Source organism: Bradyrhizobium quebecense (genome assembly GCF_013373795.3).
GTDB classification, from domain to species: domain Bacteria; phylum Pseudomonadota; class Alphaproteobacteria; order Rhizobiales; family Xanthobacteraceae; genus Bradyrhizobium; species Bradyrhizobium quebecense.
In genome coordinates this window covers 978,162-997,665 of sequence record NZ_CP088022.1, presented here as the reverse complement: position 1 = coordinate 997,665, position 19,504 = coordinate 978,162, and the positions used below count along the sequence as shown (strand labels likewise).

At 65.6% G+C, this 19,504-nt stretch carries 15 protein-coding genes; 9 read left to right on the top strand and 6 right to left on the bottom strand.

All coding sequences use genetic code 11. The annotated features are described in order from the left end of the window. Positions 1-38 precede the first annotated feature (38 nt). The 5 genes from HU230_RS04720 to HU230_RS04700 form a co-directional block, all read right to left on the bottom strand. Complete coding sequence (locus HU230_RS04720; RefSeq protein ID WP_176532696.1) at positions 39-3,272, bottom strand: bifunctional cytochrome P450/NADPH--P450 reductase; 3,234 nt, start codon at positions 3,270-3,272, stop codon at positions 39-41. A 162-nt stretch (positions 3,273-3,434) separates the two neighbouring features. Then, positions 3,435-4,430, bottom strand: a complete 996-nt coding sequence (locus HU230_RS04715) for an alpha/beta fold hydrolase (RefSeq protein WP_176532697.1) — start codon at positions 4,428-4,430, stop codon at positions 3,435-3,437. Between the two features lie 11 nt (positions 4,431-4,441). Next, positions 4,442-5,992, bottom strand: coding sequence for a WS/DGAT/MGAT family O-acyltransferase (locus tag HU230_RS04710; RefSeq protein ID WP_176532698.1), 1,551 nt, complete (start codon positions 5,990-5,992; stop codon positions 4,442-4,444). A 58-nt stretch (positions 5,993-6,050) separates the two neighbouring features. Beyond that, complete coding sequence (locus HU230_RS04705; RefSeq protein ID WP_224944113.1) at positions 6,051-6,785, bottom strand: alpha/beta fold hydrolase; 735 nt, start codon at positions 6,783-6,785, stop codon at positions 6,051-6,053. A 65-nt stretch (positions 6,786-6,850) separates the two neighbouring features. Then, entirely contained in the window at positions 6,851-7,108 is a 258-nt protein-coding gene (locus HU230_RS04700; protein WP_092125001.1) for a DUF6489 family protein, read from the bottom strand. Between the two features lie 399 nt (positions 7,109-7,507). Here HU230_RS04700 and HU230_RS04695 point away from each other — a divergent pair, with 399 nt between their 5' ends. The 6 genes from HU230_RS04695 (at position 7,508) to HU230_RS04670 (ending at position 15,042) form a co-directional block, all read left to right on the top strand. Next, positions 7,508-9,106, top strand: coding sequence for an ABC transporter substrate-binding protein (locus HU230_RS04695; protein ID WP_176532700.1), 1,599 nt, complete (start codon positions 7,508-7,510; stop codon positions 9,104-9,106). A gap of 103 nt (positions 9,107-9,209) precedes the next feature. Next, complete coding sequence (locus HU230_RS04690; RefSeq protein ID WP_176532701.1) at positions 9,210-10,190, top strand: ABC transporter permease; 981 nt, start codon at positions 9,210-9,212, stop codon at positions 10,188-10,190. An 11-nt stretch (positions 10,191-10,201) separates the two neighbouring features. Further along, positions 10,202-11,164, top strand: a complete 963-nt coding sequence (locus HU230_RS04685; protein WP_176532702.1) for an ABC transporter permease — start codon at positions 10,202-10,204, stop codon at positions 11,162-11,164. Further along, on the top strand, positions 11,161-12,144 hold the full coding sequence (locus tag HU230_RS04680) for an ABC transporter ATP-binding protein (protein ID WP_176532703.1): 984 nt from the start codon (positions 11,161-11,163) through the stop codon (positions 12,142-12,144). Before HU230_RS04685 ends, HU230_RS04680 begins: the two co-directional genes overlap by 4 nt. After that, the gene (locus tag HU230_RS04675) at positions 12,141-13,136 is read left to right on the top strand and encodes an ABC transporter ATP-binding protein (RefSeq protein WP_176532704.1); all 996 of its coding nucleotides are present in this window, start codon (positions 12,141-12,143) and stop codon (positions 13,134-13,136) included. Before HU230_RS04680 ends, HU230_RS04675 begins: the two co-directional genes overlap by 4 nt. Positions 13,137-13,236: 100 nt before the next feature. Beyond that, entirely contained in the window at positions 13,237-15,042 is a 1,806-nt protein-coding gene (locus tag HU230_RS04670) for a gamma-glutamyltransferase family protein (RefSeq protein WP_176532705.1), read from the top strand. A 204-nt stretch (positions 15,043-15,246) separates the two neighbouring features. On the opposite strand, the gene HU230_RS04665 is transcribed toward HU230_RS04670, so the two are convergent. Continuing rightward, positions 15,247-16,533 carry an IS4 family transposase gene (locus HU230_RS04665; protein WP_224942992.1) on the bottom strand — a complete coding sequence of 429 codons (1,287 nt, stop codon included), beginning with the start codon at positions 16,531-16,533 and terminating at the stop codon, positions 15,247-15,249. A 194-nt stretch (positions 16,534-16,727) separates the two neighbouring features. On the opposite strand from HU230_RS04665, the gene HU230_RS04660 reads away from it, so the two are divergent. From HU230_RS04660 to HU230_RS04650, 3 genes are read left to right on the top strand one after another with little or no spacing between them, the layout of a single operon-like run. Further along, positions 16,728-17,438 carry a DUF1028 domain-containing protein gene (locus HU230_RS04660; RefSeq protein ID WP_176532707.1) on the top strand — a complete coding sequence of 237 codons (711 nt, stop codon included), beginning with the start codon at positions 16,728-16,730 and terminating at the stop codon, positions 17,436-17,438. Then, positions 17,435-18,424: an ABC transporter ATP-binding protein gene (locus tag HU230_RS04655; protein ID WP_176532708.1), complete on the top strand. Its 990-nt coding sequence runs from the start codon at positions 17,435-17,437 to the stop codon at positions 18,422-18,424. The genes HU230_RS04660 and HU230_RS04655 overlap by 4 nt, the downstream gene beginning before the upstream one ends. Next, positions 18,421-19,503 (top strand): ABC transporter ATP-binding protein, encoded by a 1,083-nt coding sequence (locus HU230_RS04650; RefSeq protein ID WP_176532709.1) that lies wholly within the window; start codon positions 18,421-18,423, stop codon positions 19,501-19,503. The genes HU230_RS04655 and HU230_RS04650 overlap by 4 nt, the downstream gene beginning before the upstream one ends. Position 19,504 lies beyond the last annotated feature (1 nt).

Genomic DNA, 19,504 nt, shown 5'->3' with positions numbered 1-19,504 from the left:
CTTGTAGCATGGCCGGCACGCTTGCCGAAGGCGCGCGGCTAGCCTCCGGCCCAGACGTCGAGCACGTAGCGGTTCCTGGTTCCCATCTCCTCGATCCAGCGCGCGGCGGCGCCAGTGTCGACACCGGTGCGGTCGCGATAGATCGACATCAGGGTCGCCTTGACGTCGGGCTCCATCTTGCCGCCGTCGCCGCAGACATAGACGATCGCGCCCTTCTCGATCAGTTCCCAGACCCGATCCTTCTGCGCGGCGACGAGATGCTGCACATAGGTCTTCGGCCCGTCGGCGCGCGAGAAGGCGGTGTGGAGTTCACCGACGCCATCGGCGGCGAACGCCTTCAGCTCGTCCGCATAGATGAAGTCCTGCTCCGGATGGCGGCAGCCGAAGAACAGCATCGCAGGGCCCAGCGTCGCGCCTTTTGCCTTGCGCGCGGCGCGCTCCTGCAGGAAGCCGCGGAACGGTGCGAGCCCGGTGCCCGGCCCGATCATGATGATCGGCACGGCGTTGTCGTCAGGCAGGCGGAAGCCGGCCTTGGTCTCCTTGATCGTGGCATGGATGGTGTCGCCGGCGCGGCGGCGCGCCAGATAGTTCGAGCAGACGCCCTTGTAGATGCCGCGGCCAGAGCTCGCGGGCGCCTCGACGACGCCGACGGTGACGCTGCAGCGCTGCGCCTCGCCGGCCGGAGACGACGAGATCGAGTAATAGCGCGGTGCCAGCAGCGACAGCATCTCGAGGTAAAGGTGGAACGGCAGCTCGCAGGCCGGATATTCCTCGAGCAGGTCGAACACCGATTTGCGCCTGGCCAGCACCTCGGCGCGATAGCGCCCGGCGGAAGCCTCATCGTCGCCGACATAGGCCATCAGCTTCGGCTTGGTCACCGGGCATCGGGTGTGCTCGGCCATGATCTGGATCTGCTTGCGGGTCGCGACCTGCTGCAACTCGACGAACTCGGTGAGCAGCCGCCCGACCGACACGGCGTTGCCGACCGGCAGTTGCGCGCGGCGGCCTTCCGACACCTGCAGACGGATCTGGTCGGCCGGCAGGAAGCCGAACCGGCGCGCAACGGAATCGACCAGGGTCGGATCGTTGCGCGGCACCACGCTGAGATGATCGCCGACGCGATATTTCAGGCTGGCCGGCAGCTCGACCTCGATATGCCGGGTCGAGCGTTCCGACGGATGGGCACCTTCCTTGGTCTGCAACTCGTTGTTGGCGAGCACCTTCATCGGCACCGCGCCACCCTGCGTCACGATGGTGTTGACCGCGCCCTGCGCCACCGGCTCGATCGCGTAGAGCGGCTCGTCCTCGGCGGTGCGGGTGAAATTCCAGTCGATGCCGAATTCCTTGGTCGCGACCTTCGCGGCCTCCGGGAACCATTTCTGGAACTGGCCGTCGAGATCGCTGCGCGCATCGCCCTCGCCGCGCGGATAGACGGCGCGCGCGCCGTGCTTGGTCAGCTCCTCGTCGATGAAGCGCGGCACCGACTGGTAGGTCGCCGCCCAATCGCTGTTGCCGCAGCCGAACACCGCGTAGCGCACCTTGGCGAAGGCATCCTTCGGCAGGTCGCCTTCCAGCCATTTGACGAATTGCGTCGCATTGTCGGGCGCCGCGCCGTTGTAGGAGGCGCAGATGATCAGGACGCCGCCCTCCTCCGGCAGCTTGCCGACATAGTCGTCCAGCGGACCAAGCCGGGTGGCGAAGCCGTTGATCTCCGACAGATCCGCCATGCGGGTCGCCAGCTCCTCGGCCGAGCCGAGGTTGGAGCCGTAGAGCACCAGCATCGGCGTGTTGTGACCGGGGCGCGTGGTCGGCGCGCGCGGTGCCTTCGGCGCGGCCGCAACGGCGCCCGTGCTGCCGGCGAACGCGCCGCGATCCTTGTCGTCGCGCCGCCGCACCTTGATCCTGAAGCCGTCGGGCTTGACGGTCAGTGTCTCCTTCAGGTGCATCTGGTAGCGATGCACGTCGAGCAGCCTGAAGCGTTGCAGGATCATCCCGATCGCGAGCGCCGCCTCGTGCATGGCAAAGCCGCGGCCGATGCAGGCGCGCTGGCCGTTGCCGAACGGCTTCCAGGCATTGATCGGGCGTTTTGCTTCCGCCTCACGGCTGAAATTCTCGGGATCGAACACGTCAGGGTTCGATCCCCAGACCGAGGGATCGCGATGCAGCGCCATCACCAGAATCGTGATGAAGGTGTTCTTCTTGAGCTTGTACTTGCCGCCGATCGTCTCGTCGTTGAGCGGCGCAATGCCATAGGCCGGCGCCGGCGGCCACAGCCGCAGCGCTTCCTTGAGGCATTGGGTGATGTAGGTGAGCTGCGTCACCTGCTGATAGGTCGGTCTCGCGTCGACGTCGGGACCAAGGACGCGATCGACCTCCTCATAGGCCTTCTTCAGCACCTCGGGATGCTTCAACAGCGCATAGATCGTGCACGACAGCAGGCCGCTGGTGGTCTCGTGGCCGGCGATCAGGAAGGTGTTGATCTGATAGCGGATGTTGACGTCGTCGAGCTGCTCGCCGGTGGCACGATCGACGCCGGTCATCATCGCGGCCAGCATGTCCTTCTTGTCGCTGGTCACGTCGGTATTGCCGCGACGTTCGGCGATGATCTCGTCGACCATCTTGTTCATGAAGGCGACGTCGTCGGCGAGCGTCTTGCGCCGCTTCTGCATCCACAGACCCTCGAGCGGCAGGCCGCGGGTCATCATGATGGTCTCGAGCGAGCGCACCAGCGATTCCACGAACGGGTGGTAGTCGCGGCGGTAGAACGAATTGAAGCGGTAGTCGAAGCCGCACAGCCCGATGGTGTCGAGGGTCAGCGCCGTCATGTCGTGGACGACCTCGATCTCCTCGTCGGCGTTGAGGCGCTCCCATTTCTTGACCAGCTGCTCGGCGATATCGACCATGCTCGGGTGATACGACTGCATGGCGCGGTTGCCGAACGGCTGCATCAGGATGTTGTGCGCCTTGCTCCAGTTCGGCTCCTTGGTGTCGGCGGTGAACAGCCCGTCGCCGCCGACCGCACGCACCCGGCGCAGCGAGCCGCGCACCGCCTTGTCGAAGCGCTTCTCGTCGGAGAGCTCGTCGACCAGATCGTGACCGGAGACGATCACGATCGGCGCGCCCATCATGTCGAGCCAGAAGATCGGCCCGAGCTCCTTGGAGAGCTTCACCAGATGCTGCACCGGCGCGGTCGAGTCCAGCGACAGCATGTTGCCGACCACCGGCTTCGTCGGCGGATGCGGAATCGGACTCAGTCTGTTGCCGGACGCCATCTCGGAAGTGCCCCCTCACTACTCGCCGTCATCCCTGCATAACGGCTTTGCCGTTATTGCTCGAGGAGCGCGCACCGCGCGCGTCTCGAAGGATGGCCGCTTGCTCCAGTCCCCCTCATCCTTCGAGGCGCGCCGAAGCCGGCGCGCACCTCAGGATGACGCCTAGCCGAATTTTCGCTTGCGCCACTCAATCAGCTTGGCGCTGACCTCGTCCGGCTTTTCCTGCTGGGTCCAATGGCCGCTGTCGCGGACCAGATACTTTTCGAGGTCCGGCACCAGCTTCTCCATGCCATCGGCGGCAGACGGCGGCAGCACCGCGTCGTTCTCCGCCATGATCATCAGCGACGGCACCCGCACGTGATGGTCGAGCCCGGCCGAACGTTCCCAGTTGCGGGTGAAGTTGCGATACCAGTTGATGCCGCCGGTGAACCCGGTCTTGCTGAAGGTGTCGACGAACACCTTCTTCTCCTCGGCCGACAGGATCGGCGTCCGCGGATCGTGCTTGGCGTCGTAGTTCGCGATCATCTGCGGGAACGCCAGGTTCAGCCGCGCCGAGGCGCCGACGCCGGCGATCGGCTGTTCCTCCGGTGTGCCCGGCGGGCGCGCCGCCGGCTTGCGCATGAAAGCGTCGAAGGTCTGCTCCACGCGGCTGCCGAAGATGCGGTCGGGCTCGCGCGCCGGATCCTGGAACTGGACGATGTACATCTGGTCGCCGAAACGCTGGCGGAACAGCGCGATCGGGTCCATCGGCGCGCGGTTCAGATGCGGCGTGTTGACGCCGACGACGCCGGCAACCCGCGAAGGATGCCTGAGCGGCATCTGCCAGACGACAAAGCCGCCCCAGTCGTGACCGACGAAGATCGCCTTGTCGATCTTGAGATGGTCGAGCAGGCCGACCAGATCGCCGGTCAGGTGCTCCATGTCGTAGGCCTCGACCGGCTCCGGCCGGTCGGTCGCGCCATAGCCGCGCTGATCCGGGGCGATCACCCGGATGCCGGCTTCACCCAACGCCTTGATCTGGTGGCGCCAGGAGAACGCCAGTTCAGGCCAGCCGTGGCACAGCACCACGGGCGGCGCGTCGGTCCTGGGGCCTGCTTCGTAGAACCCCATGCGGATGCCGTTGGTCTCGGCGAACTGCAGCGGTGGCATTTCGATCATTGACAGGATTCCTATTCGGCCGCGCCCTTGATGTCGGCAGGCGGCGGCGCGAACGCCGCCTCGAGTGCATCGAATTCGAGCGGCAGCATGTCGCACATCACCTGCACATGCGGAATGATGTTGGCACCGACGATGAAGCCGAAATCAAGCTGATCGCGGTAGCTCTGCACGGTGATGTTGAGCGCGATCCCGTGGGTCGAGATCGAGACCGGGAAGATGTGCAGCAGCTCTGCGCCAGCCGCGTACAGCGTCTGCCGCGGACCCGGCACGTTCGACACCGTGATGTTGGTGGCTGGCGGCAGCACATTGGACAGGTCGGATCGGCTGTAGAGCAGCGCCATGATCTGCACCAGGATCGGCGCGCCCAGCAGCGAGATGTTGGAGACCTGCGGCACCAGGGCGCGCAGCGGATGCGACATCTCCTTGGACTTGGTGGACTGCGCGATGATGGTTTCGAGCCGCTTCTTCGGATCCTCGACGTCGGTCGCGATCGAGCAGATCATACCGAACACCTGGTTGTTGGATTCGGCGTTGCCTTCCTCGCGCAGCGAGATCGGCACACCTGCCGTCAGCGACTTGTTCGGCAGCGCGCCCTGGCTGATCAGATAGCGCCGCACCACGCCCGAGGCGAGCGCCAGCACGACGTCGTTGAGCTTGCCGCCCGATGCTTTCGCCAGCGCCTTGGCGCGCGACAGCGAGATCGAGGTGCCGGCAAAGCTGCGCTCCGACGAGATCGCCTTGTTGAGGATGGTCGGCGGCGAGGACATCGCTTGCAGGCTCTCGCGCGACCTGGGATCGGCGATCTTGGCGACCACGTCGGACAGGCTCTTGAGCATGGTCGGCATGGAGCCCGCGAACTTCACCGCGCTCTCGATCTGGAACATGGCATTGTCGAACAGGATCGAGCCGAGGTCGCTCTTGCCGGAGCGCGGCAGTTCCAGGCTCTTTTGCGCGGTGGCGGCCGCTTCGAACGGCTGGGTCCAGAGCTGCTGATAGGCGTCGATCAAATTGGCCGCGATGTCGCGCGGCTCCTGCGCGACCTTTTTGGCACTCGGCGGATCGATCTGCCGCGGCACCGGCGTGAGGTCGTAGATCATGCTGGTCAGCGCCGCGCCGGCGCCGCCGTCGATGCAGGCGTGGTGCATCTTGGAATAGAGCCCGATCTCGTTGTCCTTCATGCCCTCGAAGACGTAGAACTCCCAGAGCGGGCGGGCGCGGTTCAACAGCTTGGCGTGCATCCAGCCGACGATGCGCTCCAGCGTCGCGCGGTCGTGCGGCGCAGGCAGGCTGGCGCGAAAGATGTGGCGGTCGATGTCGAACTGGTCGTCCTCGACCCAGGACGGGTGATCGATGTCGAGCGGCGCCTTCTGCAGGCGCGCCTTGAGGATCGGCGCAATGTGCAGCCGCGAGGCGATCATCGCCTTGAACTCCTCGAAGAAGTCGCCCTTGTAGCCGTCGGGCAGCCGGAAGATCGCCATGCTGCCGACATGCATCGGCATTTCCGGCGTTTCCAGATACAGAAACGATGCGTCCAGCGAGGACAGCTTTTTGGCGTCGCTCATGGTCTCCTCCCGAGAGCCAACTCACGCGGGCGCCTTGGCGGCGCCTCTCGTCGTCTGGTTAGGATAGTGCCTGTTCTGCCGGCCCATAGGCAATGGCAAAGGGGCCCGAGCGGTCAAAATGCCGGAACTCCCCTTCCGGCTGTGCCAGCCGGTCCGCGATCGCCCACAGCGCCGCGGGGTTGACGCCGAGGCCGAGATGGCTGGCCAAATGCACCTCGATGTTCTCGGCGGTCACCGACGGCCGTACCCGTGAGGTCCGCCAATTCACGATGCCGTCGGTGCGGGAATAGATCGAGGTTGCCGGCACCGGCATGTCGCCGGCGATCGCCGCGCGAATCTCGGGAATATCGTCCACCCCCTCGCCGGACAGCAGCTCGTACAGCCGGGTCGCGTTGGTGGCGCGGATATCGTCGGCGAACGGGCTGCCCAGCGTGATGATGGAGCGCACCAGCTCAGGCATCTGCGACGCCAGGTCGCGCGCATAGACGCCGCCGAGGCTCCAGCCGATGATCGAGACCTTGCGCCCCGACGCCTCATGGACCCGCTTCAGCAGGTCGCGCAGCGCAGTCCGCCTGCTGGAGATCCCGCCGAAATTGCGGCCCATGTTCCAGGCGTAGGCGTCATAGCCGAGCTCCTTCAGATAGCGCCGCATCGGCGCCATCGAAAGGTCGCTGGCGAGGAAGCCGGGCAGCGCCAGCACCGGATGACCGTCGCCCTTCGGCGCCTGCATCAGCAGGGGCGACAGCAGCAGGCTCGAATTCAGCTCGAGCACGCCGCGCGCTTCCGCCAGCATCAGGAACAGGCTGGGCGGACGCAACCGGCGTTCGGTCGCATCGACGCTCCCCTTCGCGGCCGCCACTATTTCTTGTCCTTCTTGCCCGCGCCGCCGCCGAAGCCGGCCATCGCCACGAACATGTCCTGGAAGCGCTCGGCGAGCTTGGGATCGAAGGTGAACCAGCTTTGCAGCAACGCTTCCGGCGAAACCTTGTCGATGTTCGACAGCATCTGCTGTTGCAGCCTGTCCATCACCGCGTTCTGCATCGGTGCCACGTCCGGCAGGCCGAAGAACTGCCGCGCTTCAAGGGGCGTACAATCTATCTCGACGTTGACCTTCATATCCGCCTCCTCAAATGCGCCTGGCCCGCCTCAGTATCGCCGGGACGGGGTCGGTCACGCAAGCGAGCCGTACCTGCCCCGATGGATAGTCGGCCTCAATCATCCGTTATGGTCAACCAAACCGTTTGGAACGACGGCTCCAAACCGTTTGGAGCGACCGGCGTCAGCCGGGCTCGCGAGCGATCATTCGTGTGACCGGCAAGCAGCACTCCGAAAGTCGAATGTCACGCGCCCGCGCCAACCGCCTACTCTCCCAGCGCATTCATTGCGCTGCACCCGCGCGAACCGATTAACCCTTTGGGAAATCGCGCTTGCGCGGCCGGTAAACTCTGGCAACATGCATCAATAATACCAGCCGGACAAAGCAGCCGGCGGACAAAAACGGGGACGCGGGATCACATGTCGGTACGTTGGAGTTTGTTTGCGGCGACTGCCGTCGCGCTGGTCGCCCTTGCCTTGCCGGCATCGGCCCAGACACTGAAATATGCCAATCAGGGCGAGCTGAAGTCGCTGGATCCGTACACGCTGAAGGAAACCACGACGATCGCACACCACGCGCACGTCTACGAAGGCCTCACCGCGCGCGACAAGGACCTCAAGATCATCCCGGCGCTGGCGGAAAGCTGGGAGACGCTGAGCCCGACCAAATGGCGCTTCCACCTGCGCAAGGGCGTGAAATTCCACAACGGCGATCCGTTCACCGCCGACGACGTGCTGTTCTCCGCCGACCGCGTCCGCGCCAAGGGCTCCAATTTCCTCAGCAACGTCCCGGCCGACGCCAAGTTCACCAAGGTCGACGACTACACGGTCGACGTGACGCTGGACTCGCCCAATCCCATCCTGACCTCGCAATGGGATAGCTGGTACATCATGGACAAGAAGTGGTGCGAGGAGAACAACGCCGTCGCACCGACGCCTGCCTCCGCGACCACGCCGAGCTACGCGGCGCTGCACGAGAACGGCACCGGCCCCTTCACGATCGAGAGCCATCAGCCCGGCGTGAAGACCGTGTTCAAGGCGTTTCCAGGCTATTGGCGCAAGCCCGAGCATAATCTCCAGGAGATCATCTTCACCCCGATCGGCTCCGACGCCACCCGCGTTGCCGCGCTGCTCTCGGGCGAGGTCGATGTCATCGAGCCGGTTCCGCTGCAGGACATCCAGCGCGTCAATTCCAGCGGCGTCGCCACCGTCATGACCGCGCCGGAGATCCGCACCATCTTCATCGGCATGGACATGGCGCGCGACGAGCTGCTGTACTCCAACGTCAAGGGCAAGAATCCGTTTAAGGACATCAAGGTCCGCGAAGCCTTCTACAAGACGATCGACGTCGATCTGATCAAGACCCGCGTCATGCGCGGCATGTCGACGCCCTCGACGCTGATGATCGCGCCCGAACTCTATCCGCTGTCGAAGGAGTTCACGCGGCCGAAGCTCGATCCCGATGGCGCCAAGAAGCTGCTGGCCGAGGCCGGCTATCCGAACGGCTTCGAAGTCACGATGGATTGCCCGAACGACCGCTACGTCAACGACGCTGCGATCTGCCAGGCGGTGGTCGGCATGCTGGCCCGCATCGGCGTCAAGGTGAACCTGCTGGCGCAGCCGAAGGCACAGTATTTCGCCAAGGTGCTGAAGCCCGGCGGCTACCAGACCTCGTTGTTCATGCTGGGCTGGACGCCTGCGACCTCGGATTCCCACAACGTGCTGCACGACATCCTCGGCTGCCGTGACGATCCGAAGGACTCCACCCGAGGCGAAGCCAATCTCGGCGGCTACTGCAACAAGGAAGTCGACGCGCTCGCCGACAAGGTTCTGGTCGAGACTGACACTGCCAAGCGCGACCAGTTGATCAAGCAGGCCTACGAGATCGTCATCAAGGATTACGGCTACATTCCGCTGCATCAGCAACCGCTGGTGTGGGGCGTGTCGAAAAAGGTCAAATTGACCCAGCGCGCGGACAATCAGGTGCTGCTCTACTGGGCGACCAAACAAGGTGAATAGTGGCTCTAGCGAATTGGGTCCCGGAAGCGCAGGCTTCCGGGACCTCTCGTTTTCCGGTCGCGCAAAGCCGCGCGCCGGACGTCAAAAGCAGTGAAAGGTAGAGATGCTCGCTTTCACTCTTCGCCGCGTGCTGCAGGCGATCGGCGTGATGCTCGCCGTAGGCGTCATTGCGTTCGCGATGTTCCGCTTCGCCGGCGATCCGGTGAGCCAGATCGTCTCGATCGACACCTCGGCCGCGCAGCGCGCTGAAATCCGGCGCTCGCTCGGCCTGGACGATCCCGTGCTGGTGCAGTTCGGCCGCTACTTCATCAATGCGCTGCAGTTCAAGTTCGGCGTGTCCTACCAGTTCCGCCTGCCGGTCTCATCGCTGCTGGCGGAACGGCTGCCGGCGACGCTGGAGCTTGCGATCTGCGCCACGGTGTTCGCCATGATCGCCGGCATCCTGATGGGGGTCTATTCGGCGCTGCGCCGCGACACCGTGCTCGCCAAATTATTCCAGGCGGTGTCGCTGATCGGCATTTCGCTGCCGACCTTCCTGATCGGCATCCTCCTGATCTATCTGTTCGCGGTGACCTTGGGCTGGCTGCCCTCCTTCGGCCGCGGAGAGGTGGTGAAGCTCGGCTGGTGGACCACCGGATTGCTCACCGTCTCCGGCCTGAAGGCGCTGATCATGCCGGCGATCACGCTCGGATTGTTCCAGATGACCCTGATCATGCGGCTGGTGCGCGCCGAAATGCTGGAAGTGCTGCGGACCGACTATATCCGCTTCGCCCGCGCCCGCGGATTGACCACGCGCGCGATCCATTTCGGCCATGCGCTGAAGAACACCCTGGTTCCGGTGATCACGGTCGCCGGCCTGCAGTTTGGCTCGGTTATTGCTTTCTCGATCATCACCGAAACCGTGTTCCAATGGCCGGGCATGGGACTTCTGTTCGTGCAGGCCGTGCAAAACGTCGATATCCCGATCATGGCCGCGTATCTGTTGATGGTCTCGCTGATCTTCGTCACCATCAATCTCGTGGTCGACATCCTCTACACCGTGGTCGATCCGCGCTTGCGCTCGACCATCGGCCGCGCGGCGTGAGGGGGCAACCGATGTCCGACGCCGTCGTCCCCCATCGCTCCGAAGACCACCCGCAGGCGCCTCCCGGCTGGTTCGGGCGCGCGCTCGACAGCGACATCCTCTATTCGTTCCGCCGTTCCAGGCTGACGATGGTCGCCGCCGTGATCACGCTGTTGTTCTTCCTGCTGGCGATCTTTGCGTCATGGCTTGCGGTGCAGAACCCGTTCGATCCGGCGCAGCTGCAGCTGATCAACTCGCGGATCGCGCCGTTGTGGACCGCCGACGGCCAGAGTCCGTTCCTGCTCGGCACCGACGAGCAGGGCCGCGACGTGCTCTCGGCGATCCTCTACGGCCTTCGCATCTCGCTTGCGGTCGGCGTTGCCGGCGTGGTCTTCGCCGGCGCGCTCGGGATCGCCCTCGGGCTGGTCGCCGGTTATTTCGGCGGCGTGGTCGACAGCGTGATCATGCGGATCGCCGACGTCCAGCTCACCTTCCCGGCGATCCTGATCGCGCTCCTGGTCAACGGCGTCGCCAAATCGCTGCTCGGCAACCGGCTCGACGAAATGAGCACGTTCGGCGTGCTGATCATCGCGATCGGCCTCAGTTTCTGGGTGCAATATGCCCGCACCGTGCGCGGCTCGGTCATGGTCGAGAAGAACAAGGACTACGTGGCGGCGGCGCAGCTGATCGGCCTGCCGGCGTCGAAGATCATGCTGCGGCACGTGCTGCCGAACACGATGGGCCCGATCCTGGTCATCGCCACCATCAACCTCGCGCTCGCGATCATCACCGAGGCGACGCTGTCTTTCCTCGGCGCCGGCATGCCCGACACCATGCCCTCGCTCGGCACCCTGATCCGGATCGGCAACAACTACCTGTTTGCCGGCGAATGGTGGATCGTCGCCTTTCCAGGTATCGCACTGGCGGGCCTGATCCTCTCCATCAATCTGCTCGGCGACTGGCTGCGCGACGCGTTGAACCCAAGGCTCCGATGACCCAGCCTGTTCTCTCCGTGCGCAATCTCGAGGTGGAATTCGTCACCCGGCGCGCGACGCTGCGCGCCATCAACGGTGTGTCGTTCGACATCGCCAAGGGCGAGGTGCTCGGTGTGGTCGGCGAGTCCGGCGCCGGCAAGTCGGTCACCGGGCTTGCGGTGATCGGGCTGATCGATCCGCCCGGCCGCATCTCCGGCGGCCAGATCGAGCTGTCGGGCACGCGGATCGACCATCTTCCGCCGGAAGAAATCCGGCGCATCAGGGGCAAGCGGATCGGCATGATCTTCCAGGACCCGCTGACCAGCCTCAATCCGCTCTACCGGATCGGCGACCAGATCATCGAGACGATTCGCACCCACACCAATCTGAACGAAAGCGCCGCGCGCCGGCGCGCCATTGATCTGCTCGCCGAGGTCGGCATCCCCGCGCCGGAGAAGCGCATCGACGGCTACCCGCACGAATTCTCCGGCGGCATGCGCCAGCGCGTTGTCATCGCGCTTGCGATCTGCGCCGAGCCCGAGCTGATCATCGCCGACGAGCCGACCACCGCACTCGATGTCTCGGTGCAGGCGCAGATCATCACGTTGATCAAGCGGCTCGGCCGCGACCACGGCACCGCCGTGATGCTGGTGACCCACGACATGGGCGTGATCGCCGAGACCTGCGACCGCGTCGCGGTGATGTATTCCGGCCGCATCGCCGAGATCGGCCCGGTGCAGGAGGTGGTGCGCAATCCGCTGCATCCTTACGCCAGGGGCTTGATGGGCGCGATCCCGACGCTCGCAGGCGAGGACAAGCGCCTGGTGCAGATCCCGGGCTCGATGCCGCGGCTGTCGGCGATTCCGGCCGGCTGCCCGTTCAATCCGCGCTGTGCGTTTGTCTTCGATCGCTGCCGCGTCGAACGCCCCGAGCCGATCCGGCAGGGCACCCAATCCGTCGCCTGCCATCTGTTCGAGCCGGCGAAGGAGACGGCGGCATGAGCGGGACGCTGATCGAGGTCAAGAACCTGCGCCGCGTCTTCGACGTCTCGAAACCGTGGCTCAACCGCGTGATCGAAGGCGGCCATCTCGAATTCCTGAAGGCCGTCGACGGCGTCAGCTTCGACATCAAGCGCGGCGAGACGTTTGCGCTGGTCGGCGAATCCGGCTCCGGCAAGACCACGGTGGCACGCATGGTGGTCGGCCTGTTGCCGCCGAGCTCGGGTGAAGTCGTCATCGACGGCGTCTCGATGACCGATCCGCGGCAGGCGCAGGCGCGCCGCCGCTTGCGCCGGCGCATCCAGATGGTCTTTCAGGACCCCTATGCCAGCCTCAACCCACGCTACCGGGTCGCCGCCATCGTGGCCGAACCGATCCGCGCCTTCGACCTGATCGCGGGCGAACGCGACATCAAGGCCCGGGTCGGTGAGTTGCTCACGCTGGTCGGCCTGCACCCCGACGACGGCCAAAAATTCCCGCATGAATTTTCCGGCGGCCAGCGCCAGCGCATCGCGATCGCCCGCGCACTGGCGTCGGAAGCCGAGTTCATCGTCTGCGACGAGCCGACGTCGGCGCTCGACGTCTCGGTGCAGGCGCAGATCCTCAATCTGATGCGCGACCTGCAGGACAAGTTCGGCCTGACCTACCTCTTCATCAGCCACAATCTCGCGGTTGTCCGCCACATGGCGAGCCGGATCGGCGTGATGTATCTCGGCCGCATCGTCGAGATCGCCGAGGGCCGAAAATTGTTCGAGAACCCGCGGATGCCCTATACCAAGATGCTGCTCGGCGCGGTTCCGGACCTTGCGATGTCCGGCCGCCAGCGCATCCCGGTCAAGGGCGAGATCCCCAACCCGATCGATCCGCCGCGGGGCTGCGCGTTCAATCCGCGCTGTCCCCTCGCCTTCGATCTCTGCCGCGAGAAGGCGCCGGAACTGATCGACGGCGTCGCCTGCCACGCCGTCAACAGCCCTGCCGCCGCCGTTCCGGCATGATCACGCGGATGGGAGCGGCCATGTCCACCAAGCGGTTGGCATGCCAGCCGGCCTGTGATCAAGTGCGCGCGCCACAAGACCTAGCCGGAAGCGCAGCCCCATGAGCAACGTCAATCCCGATCCGTTCACCACAAGGCCCGAGATCGAAGGCACTTTCGGCGTCGTCACCTCGACCCACTGGATCGCGACCGCCGTCGGCATGGCGGCGTTGGAGAAAGGCGGCAACGCATTCGACGCCGGCGTTGCGGCGGCGTTCACGTTGCAGGTGGTCGAGCCGCATCTGAACGGCCCCGGCGGCGACGTCCCGCTCATCGTGCACGACGTCAAGCGCGGCAAAACCGAAGTGATCTGCGGCCAGGGACCGGCGCCGGCGAAAGCGACGATCGCGCATTATCGCAGCGAAGGCCTCGAAATGGTGCCCGGCACCGGCCTGCTCGCGGCCTGCGTGCCCGGCACGTTCGAAACCTGGATGCTGCTGCTGCGCGACTACGGCACGATGAAGCTGCGCGACGTGCTGGAGCCGGCGATCGCCTATGCCCGCGACGGCCATCCGCTGGTCGAGCGCGCCTCCGCCACCATCAAGACCGTCGAGCAGTTGTTCCGGGAATACTGGCCGACGTCGGCCGAGGTCTATCTGCCTGATGGCGAGGTGCCGAAACCCGGCACCATCTTCACCAACAAGAAGCTCGCGGAGACCTACGCACGCATCCTGACCGAGGCGGAGAGCGCAGGCGGCGACCGCGTGGCGCAGATCGAGCGCGCGCGGCAGGCCTGGTCAAAGGGCTTCGTCGCCGACGCGATCGACAGATTCTGCCGCACCCAGGAGGTGATGGACGTCTCCGGCTCGCCGCATCGCGGCGTGCTGTCGGCCGACGACATGGCGCGCTGGCAGCCGACCATCGAGGCGCCGCTGACCTACGACTACGGCCGCTACACCGTGCAGAAGTGCGGCGTCTGGAGCCAGGGTCCGGTGATGCTGCAGCAGCTCGCGCTGCTGAAGGGTTTTGAGCTCGACGGGCTCGATCCCGCGGGCCCCGACTTCATCCATCTGCAGATCGAAGCCGCCAAGCTTGCCTATGCCGATCGCGAGACGTTCTACGGCGATCCCAAGTTCACTGAGATCCCGATCGAAACGCTGCTGTCCGATGCCTACAACAACGAACGCCGCAAGCTGATCTCGAAGGACAAGGCGTCGCTCGACTTCCGCCCCGGCTCGGTCACAGGCTTCGGCGGCGTCGTGAAGCTGCGACACGCCGAAGGGCATCGCGAGGCGGTCGGCGCCATGGGCGCGGGCGAGCCGACGGTCGGCCGGTTCGGCGAGGTGCGCGGCGACACCGTGCATTTCGACATCATCGACAAGGCCGGCAACATGATCTCGGCGACGCCGTCCGGCGGCTGGCTGCAATCCTCGCCGGTGATTCCCGAGATCGGCTTCTGCCTCGGCAGCCGCGCCCAGATGTTCTGGCTGGAGGAGAACCACCCTGCCTCGCTGGCGCCGGGCAAGCGGCCGCGCACCACGCTGTCGCCGACCATGGCGCTGCGCGACGGCGAGCCGTATCTCTCCTGGGGCTCGCCGGGCGGCGACCAGCAGGATCAGTGGATCACGCAGTTCTTCCTGCGCCATGTCCACGCCAGACTCAATCTACAGGAGGCGATCGACGCGCCGGCCTGGCACTCCGAGCATTTCCCGATCTCGTTCTGGCCGCGCACCTCGCGCCCCGGCGTGCTGGTGCTGGAAAATCGGGTGCCGAAATCGACCATCGACGAGTTGAAGCGCCGCGGCCATGTGGTGGAGATTGGCCCGGATTGGTCGGAAGGCCGCCTCACCGCGGCCTCGAAGGTCGGCCCGCGCCGCCGCGCCGCCGCCAACCCGCGCGGCATGCAGGGTTACGCGGCGGGCCGCTAGACGAGATGACCATCGTATCATGATGACGTCGGATCGAATTACGGGCCAAGCCTCAAACTCCACCTCGCCCCGCTTGCGGGGAGAGGTCGGATCGCATCGAAGATGCGATCCGGGTGAGGGGGAGCCTCCGCAAACCCGACATCTGCCGCTTTCGCGGAACGAGCCCCTCACCCCAACCCTCTCCCCGCGAAGAGCCTATCAGATTCACACATTCTGAAGCCTTAGATTGGCGCCGTATTTGATGGCGTGGAACTTGGCAAGGCCGATGCGGATGACTTTGGGACCCGGCTTGCCGTAGTAGCCGGTCCAGCCGCCGAGGCGTGCGATGACCCAAGCGATAAAGGCCAGGGATCCCTTCGGGTGCGGATTGCGTTGCCGCTCGGTCTTGCCTTCGAGCCGGGCGGAGACGGCTTCGAGGATGGGTTGGTCGTCCGGCTCGAAGGCATCGCTCAGGAGCTGATCCGTGTTGCCGTCGCGGGCCTGGACGAGTTGCTTGATGGTGATGGCCGCAACGGCTGCAGCAGCGACGAAGTTGATCATGGCCTGCGGGTCGCCGATATCGGCTTCCTCTATATCGAAGCCTGCCGTCTTGAGCGTACGGAAGAACTCCTCGATCACCCAACGCGTCCGGTAGAAGCCGACCACTTGACGCGCGTCGTTCAATGTAGCGACAGCGTGGGTAGTCAAAAGCCGCCAATGCACAGGTGCGCTACCGTCTTTCGGCTCCGATACCTCGCGGACATCGACCAGCGTCAGGTGAACCGTCTCGGGCAACGTCGGATCGGCTCCATGGAGCGGCCGGCATACGGCCACCGGCGCGAAGCGCACTGCGAACTCGGTATCGCGCGCGCGCCGTCCTGGTGCGGCGGGGACCGTCATGGCAACGCGCCCTTGTTCGGCCTGGGCGTCGATGAAGGTGAACAGCAAATCCGGGTCTTCTTCGGACCCCTCGATCCGCCGATTCTGGCAGGCCCTCACAACCAATTCGACGTTTTGCGGACGCTTCACGAACAGTTCGTAAAAGTCGCTTTCGCGGTCCGATACCATCGTGACGCTGGCCGCCGCAGCCAGTACCTCACCCGCCCGTTCGCTGCTCTCGATCCATCGTTGCGATTCCTTAGCCGCCGTCGCCCGCTTGCGCCGTGGTGCCAACTCCTCTCGGTTACGGTTCCAGACCTGCATCGAGACCAGACCGAGCAACCCTTGCGTCTCGGCCTCTACCGCCAGTGCCACATGCAGCAACAAACCCGCGGCATTGCCTTTGGCGACCGGTCCGTAGCATTGTCGCGACCGCCGGCCGCCCAAGATCAATTCCGACGTGTCCTGTGCGACAACAACATGCCGACCAGCCGCTCGCTGCCCGGTGAGGTCTCCGGCATGCCGTGACATCTCTGCGGCCGTCACCGACGGATTGTGAAGAAGCCGGCGAAACTGCATCTCGCCCGCACGGTCCTCACCGAGGCGGCGGATGCACGAGCCAGGCCGGGCCACCAGCGCCGCATGCAGCCGCGCCCCCCTTTTTCCAGGCGACGATCGCCAAATCGTCCCAGTCCATATGCCACCCCGGCCATCAAAACCTCCACCGGCTTGCCTACCGATAGAGAATCCCGCTTTACCGCTAATCGCAACCCAGATGTGTGAATGCGATAGCCGCGAAGAGCGGGGAGAGGGAGAAGAGACATCAGATGACCTGGTCGATCATCGCCCGCGACAGCGCCACCGGCCAGCTCGGCATCGCCGTCGCGACGCGGTTCTTCGCGGTCGGCGCCCTCGTGCCGCACATTGCACCGGGGATCGGCGCCATTGCGACGCAGGCGCTGGTCAATCCCTATTACGGCATCGAGGGCCTCGTGCTGCTGCGCGACGGCAAGAGCCCGCACGAGACGATCGCGGCGCTGCTCGCGTCTGACGGCGGCCGCGAGAGCCGGCAGGTGCATGTCATGGACAGCAAGGGCCGGATCGCCGCCCATTCGGGCAAGGATTGCATCGACTGGTTCGGTCATATCGCCGGCGACGGCTTCTCGATCGCCGGCAATATGCTGGCCGGGCCCGCCGTACTCGACGAGACCGCGCGCGTCTATGCCGCGAACGAGAAGCTGCCGTTCGCGGAGCGGCTGATCAAGGCGATGTTCGCCGGCGAGGCGGCCGGCGGCGACAAGCGCGGCAAGCAATCGGCCGCCCTTCTGATCCACGGAACCGAGCAATGGCCGTTGCTCGACCTGCGGGTCGACGACCACGCCGATCCCTTGCGCGAGTTGGAGCGGCTGGAAGCGGTCAGCCGCGAACACTGGGTGCCGTTCCGGAGCTTCATGCCGACCCGCGACAACCCGGCCGGAACCAGCGACCGCACCAAGATCGACGCCGGCATCGCAGCGGCATCGAAGAGCCGCAAATGACCGCCGGGCCGCTGATCGAGATCGAGGGCCTGCGCGTCACCTTCCATGGCGACGACGGCCGCATGACGCATGCCGTCGACAGCGTGGACCTTTCGGTAGCCAACGGTGCCACGCTCGGCCTGGTCGGCGAGTCCGGCTGCGGCAAGAGCGTGACCTCACTTGCGATCATGGGGCTGTTGCCGAAGCAGTCGGCCACGGTCTCCGGCGCGATCCGCTTCGACGGCTTCGACCTGCTCGACGTGCCGGATGCGACCCTGCGCGACCTGCGCGGCAATCGCCTCGCGATGATCTTCCAGGAGCCGATGACTTCGCTCAACCCGAGCTTCACCATCGGCGACCAGATCGCAGAGACCATTTTGCGCCACCGTGGCGGCTCGCGGCGCGCGGCGCGCGAGCGCACCATCGAGCTGCTGCGCCGCGTGCATATCTCCTCGCCCGAGAAGCGCATCGACGAATATCCGCACAAGCTCTCCGGCGGCATGCGCCAGCGCGTGATGATCGCGATGGCGCTGGCCTGCGATCCGCAGCTGCTGATCGCCGACGAGCCGACCACCGCGCTTGACGTCACGCTGCAAGCCCAGATCCTCGATCTGATGCGCGAGCTGAAGGCCGCGAGCGGAGCGGCGATCATCCTGATCACCCACGATCTCGGCGTCGTCGCCGAAGTCTGCGACGAGGTCGCGGTGATGTATGCCGGTGAGATCGTCGAGCGCGCCCCCGTCGACGAGCTGTTTGCCAATCCGCAGCATCCCTACACGGTCGGCCTGCTCGGCTCGATCCCGCGGCTCGACCGCCGCACCAGTCATCTCGCCACCATCGAGGGCATGGTGCCGAACATGGCGAATCCGCCGGTTGGATGCCGCTTTGCCGCGCGCTGCCCGTTCGTGGAGGATGCCTGCACCCGCTCGCCGCCGCCACTCGCGCTGCTGAGCGCGACCCACGCCTCGCGCTGCATCCGCGCGCCCTTGGAGCGGCTGGTATCATGACCGCGCTGCTCGAGGTCGAAGGGCTGGTGAAGCATTTCGTCGCCGAACGCTCGGTGTTCGGCCGGCCGACCGCTTATGTGAAGGCGGTCGACGGCGTCAGCTTCACGGTCGAGGCCGGCAAGACGCTGGCGCTGGTCGGCGAATCCGGCTGCGGCAAATCAACCGTCAGCCGCCTGGTGCTGCGGCTGATCGAGCCGGACGCCGGACGGATCCGCTTCGAAGGTCGCGACCTCGGCGCGCTCAATGCCGAGCAATTGCGCGCGTTCCGCCGCGACGCGCAGCTGATCTTCCAGGACCCCTACGCCTCGCTCAACCCGCGCATGACGGTGAGCCAGATCCTGACCGAGCCGCTGGCACTGCACAATCTCGTCCCGGCGGCGGGACGCCGTGAGCGGGTCGAGGAGCTGTTGCGTCTGGTCGGGCTCGAGCCGCGCTTCGCCCGCCGCTATCCGCACGAATTCTCCGGCGGCCAGCGCCAGCGCATCGCGATTGCCCGTGCGCTCGCGGTCGAGCCGAAGCTGATCGTCTGCGACGAGCCGGTGTCGGCGCTCGATGTCTCGATCCGCTCGCAGATATTGAACTTGCTGCGCGACCTGCAGGATCGCCTGAAGCTCGCCTACATCTTCGTCTCGCACGATCTGGCCGTCGTCAAACATATCGCCGACCGCGTGGCCGTGATGAATCTCGGCACCATCGTCGAGACCGCGGAGGCGCAAGCGCTGTTCGCCGCGCCGCGCCATCCCTACAGCCGCGCGCTGTTGTCGGCGATCCCGGTGCCGAAGCCGCGTGCCAGGCGCAGCCGCATCGTGCTGGAGGGCGAGCTGCCGAGCGCGCTCAATCCACCCTCGGGCTGCCGCTTCCATACCCGCTGCCCCTATGTGATCACGCGCTGCCGCAGCGAAGTGCCGCAGTTGCGCGAAGATGGCACCGGATATGCAACGGCCTGTCACCGAACGGGCGAGCTGCCCGGCGCGGAGGCGATCGTGCCGTCCGATGGCGGGTTCTCACCGACACTGGAAAAGCTGGTGGCGGCGTTCAATACGGCGGAAGCCCCGGGGCGGCCCGGGGTTGTTTCGTAAG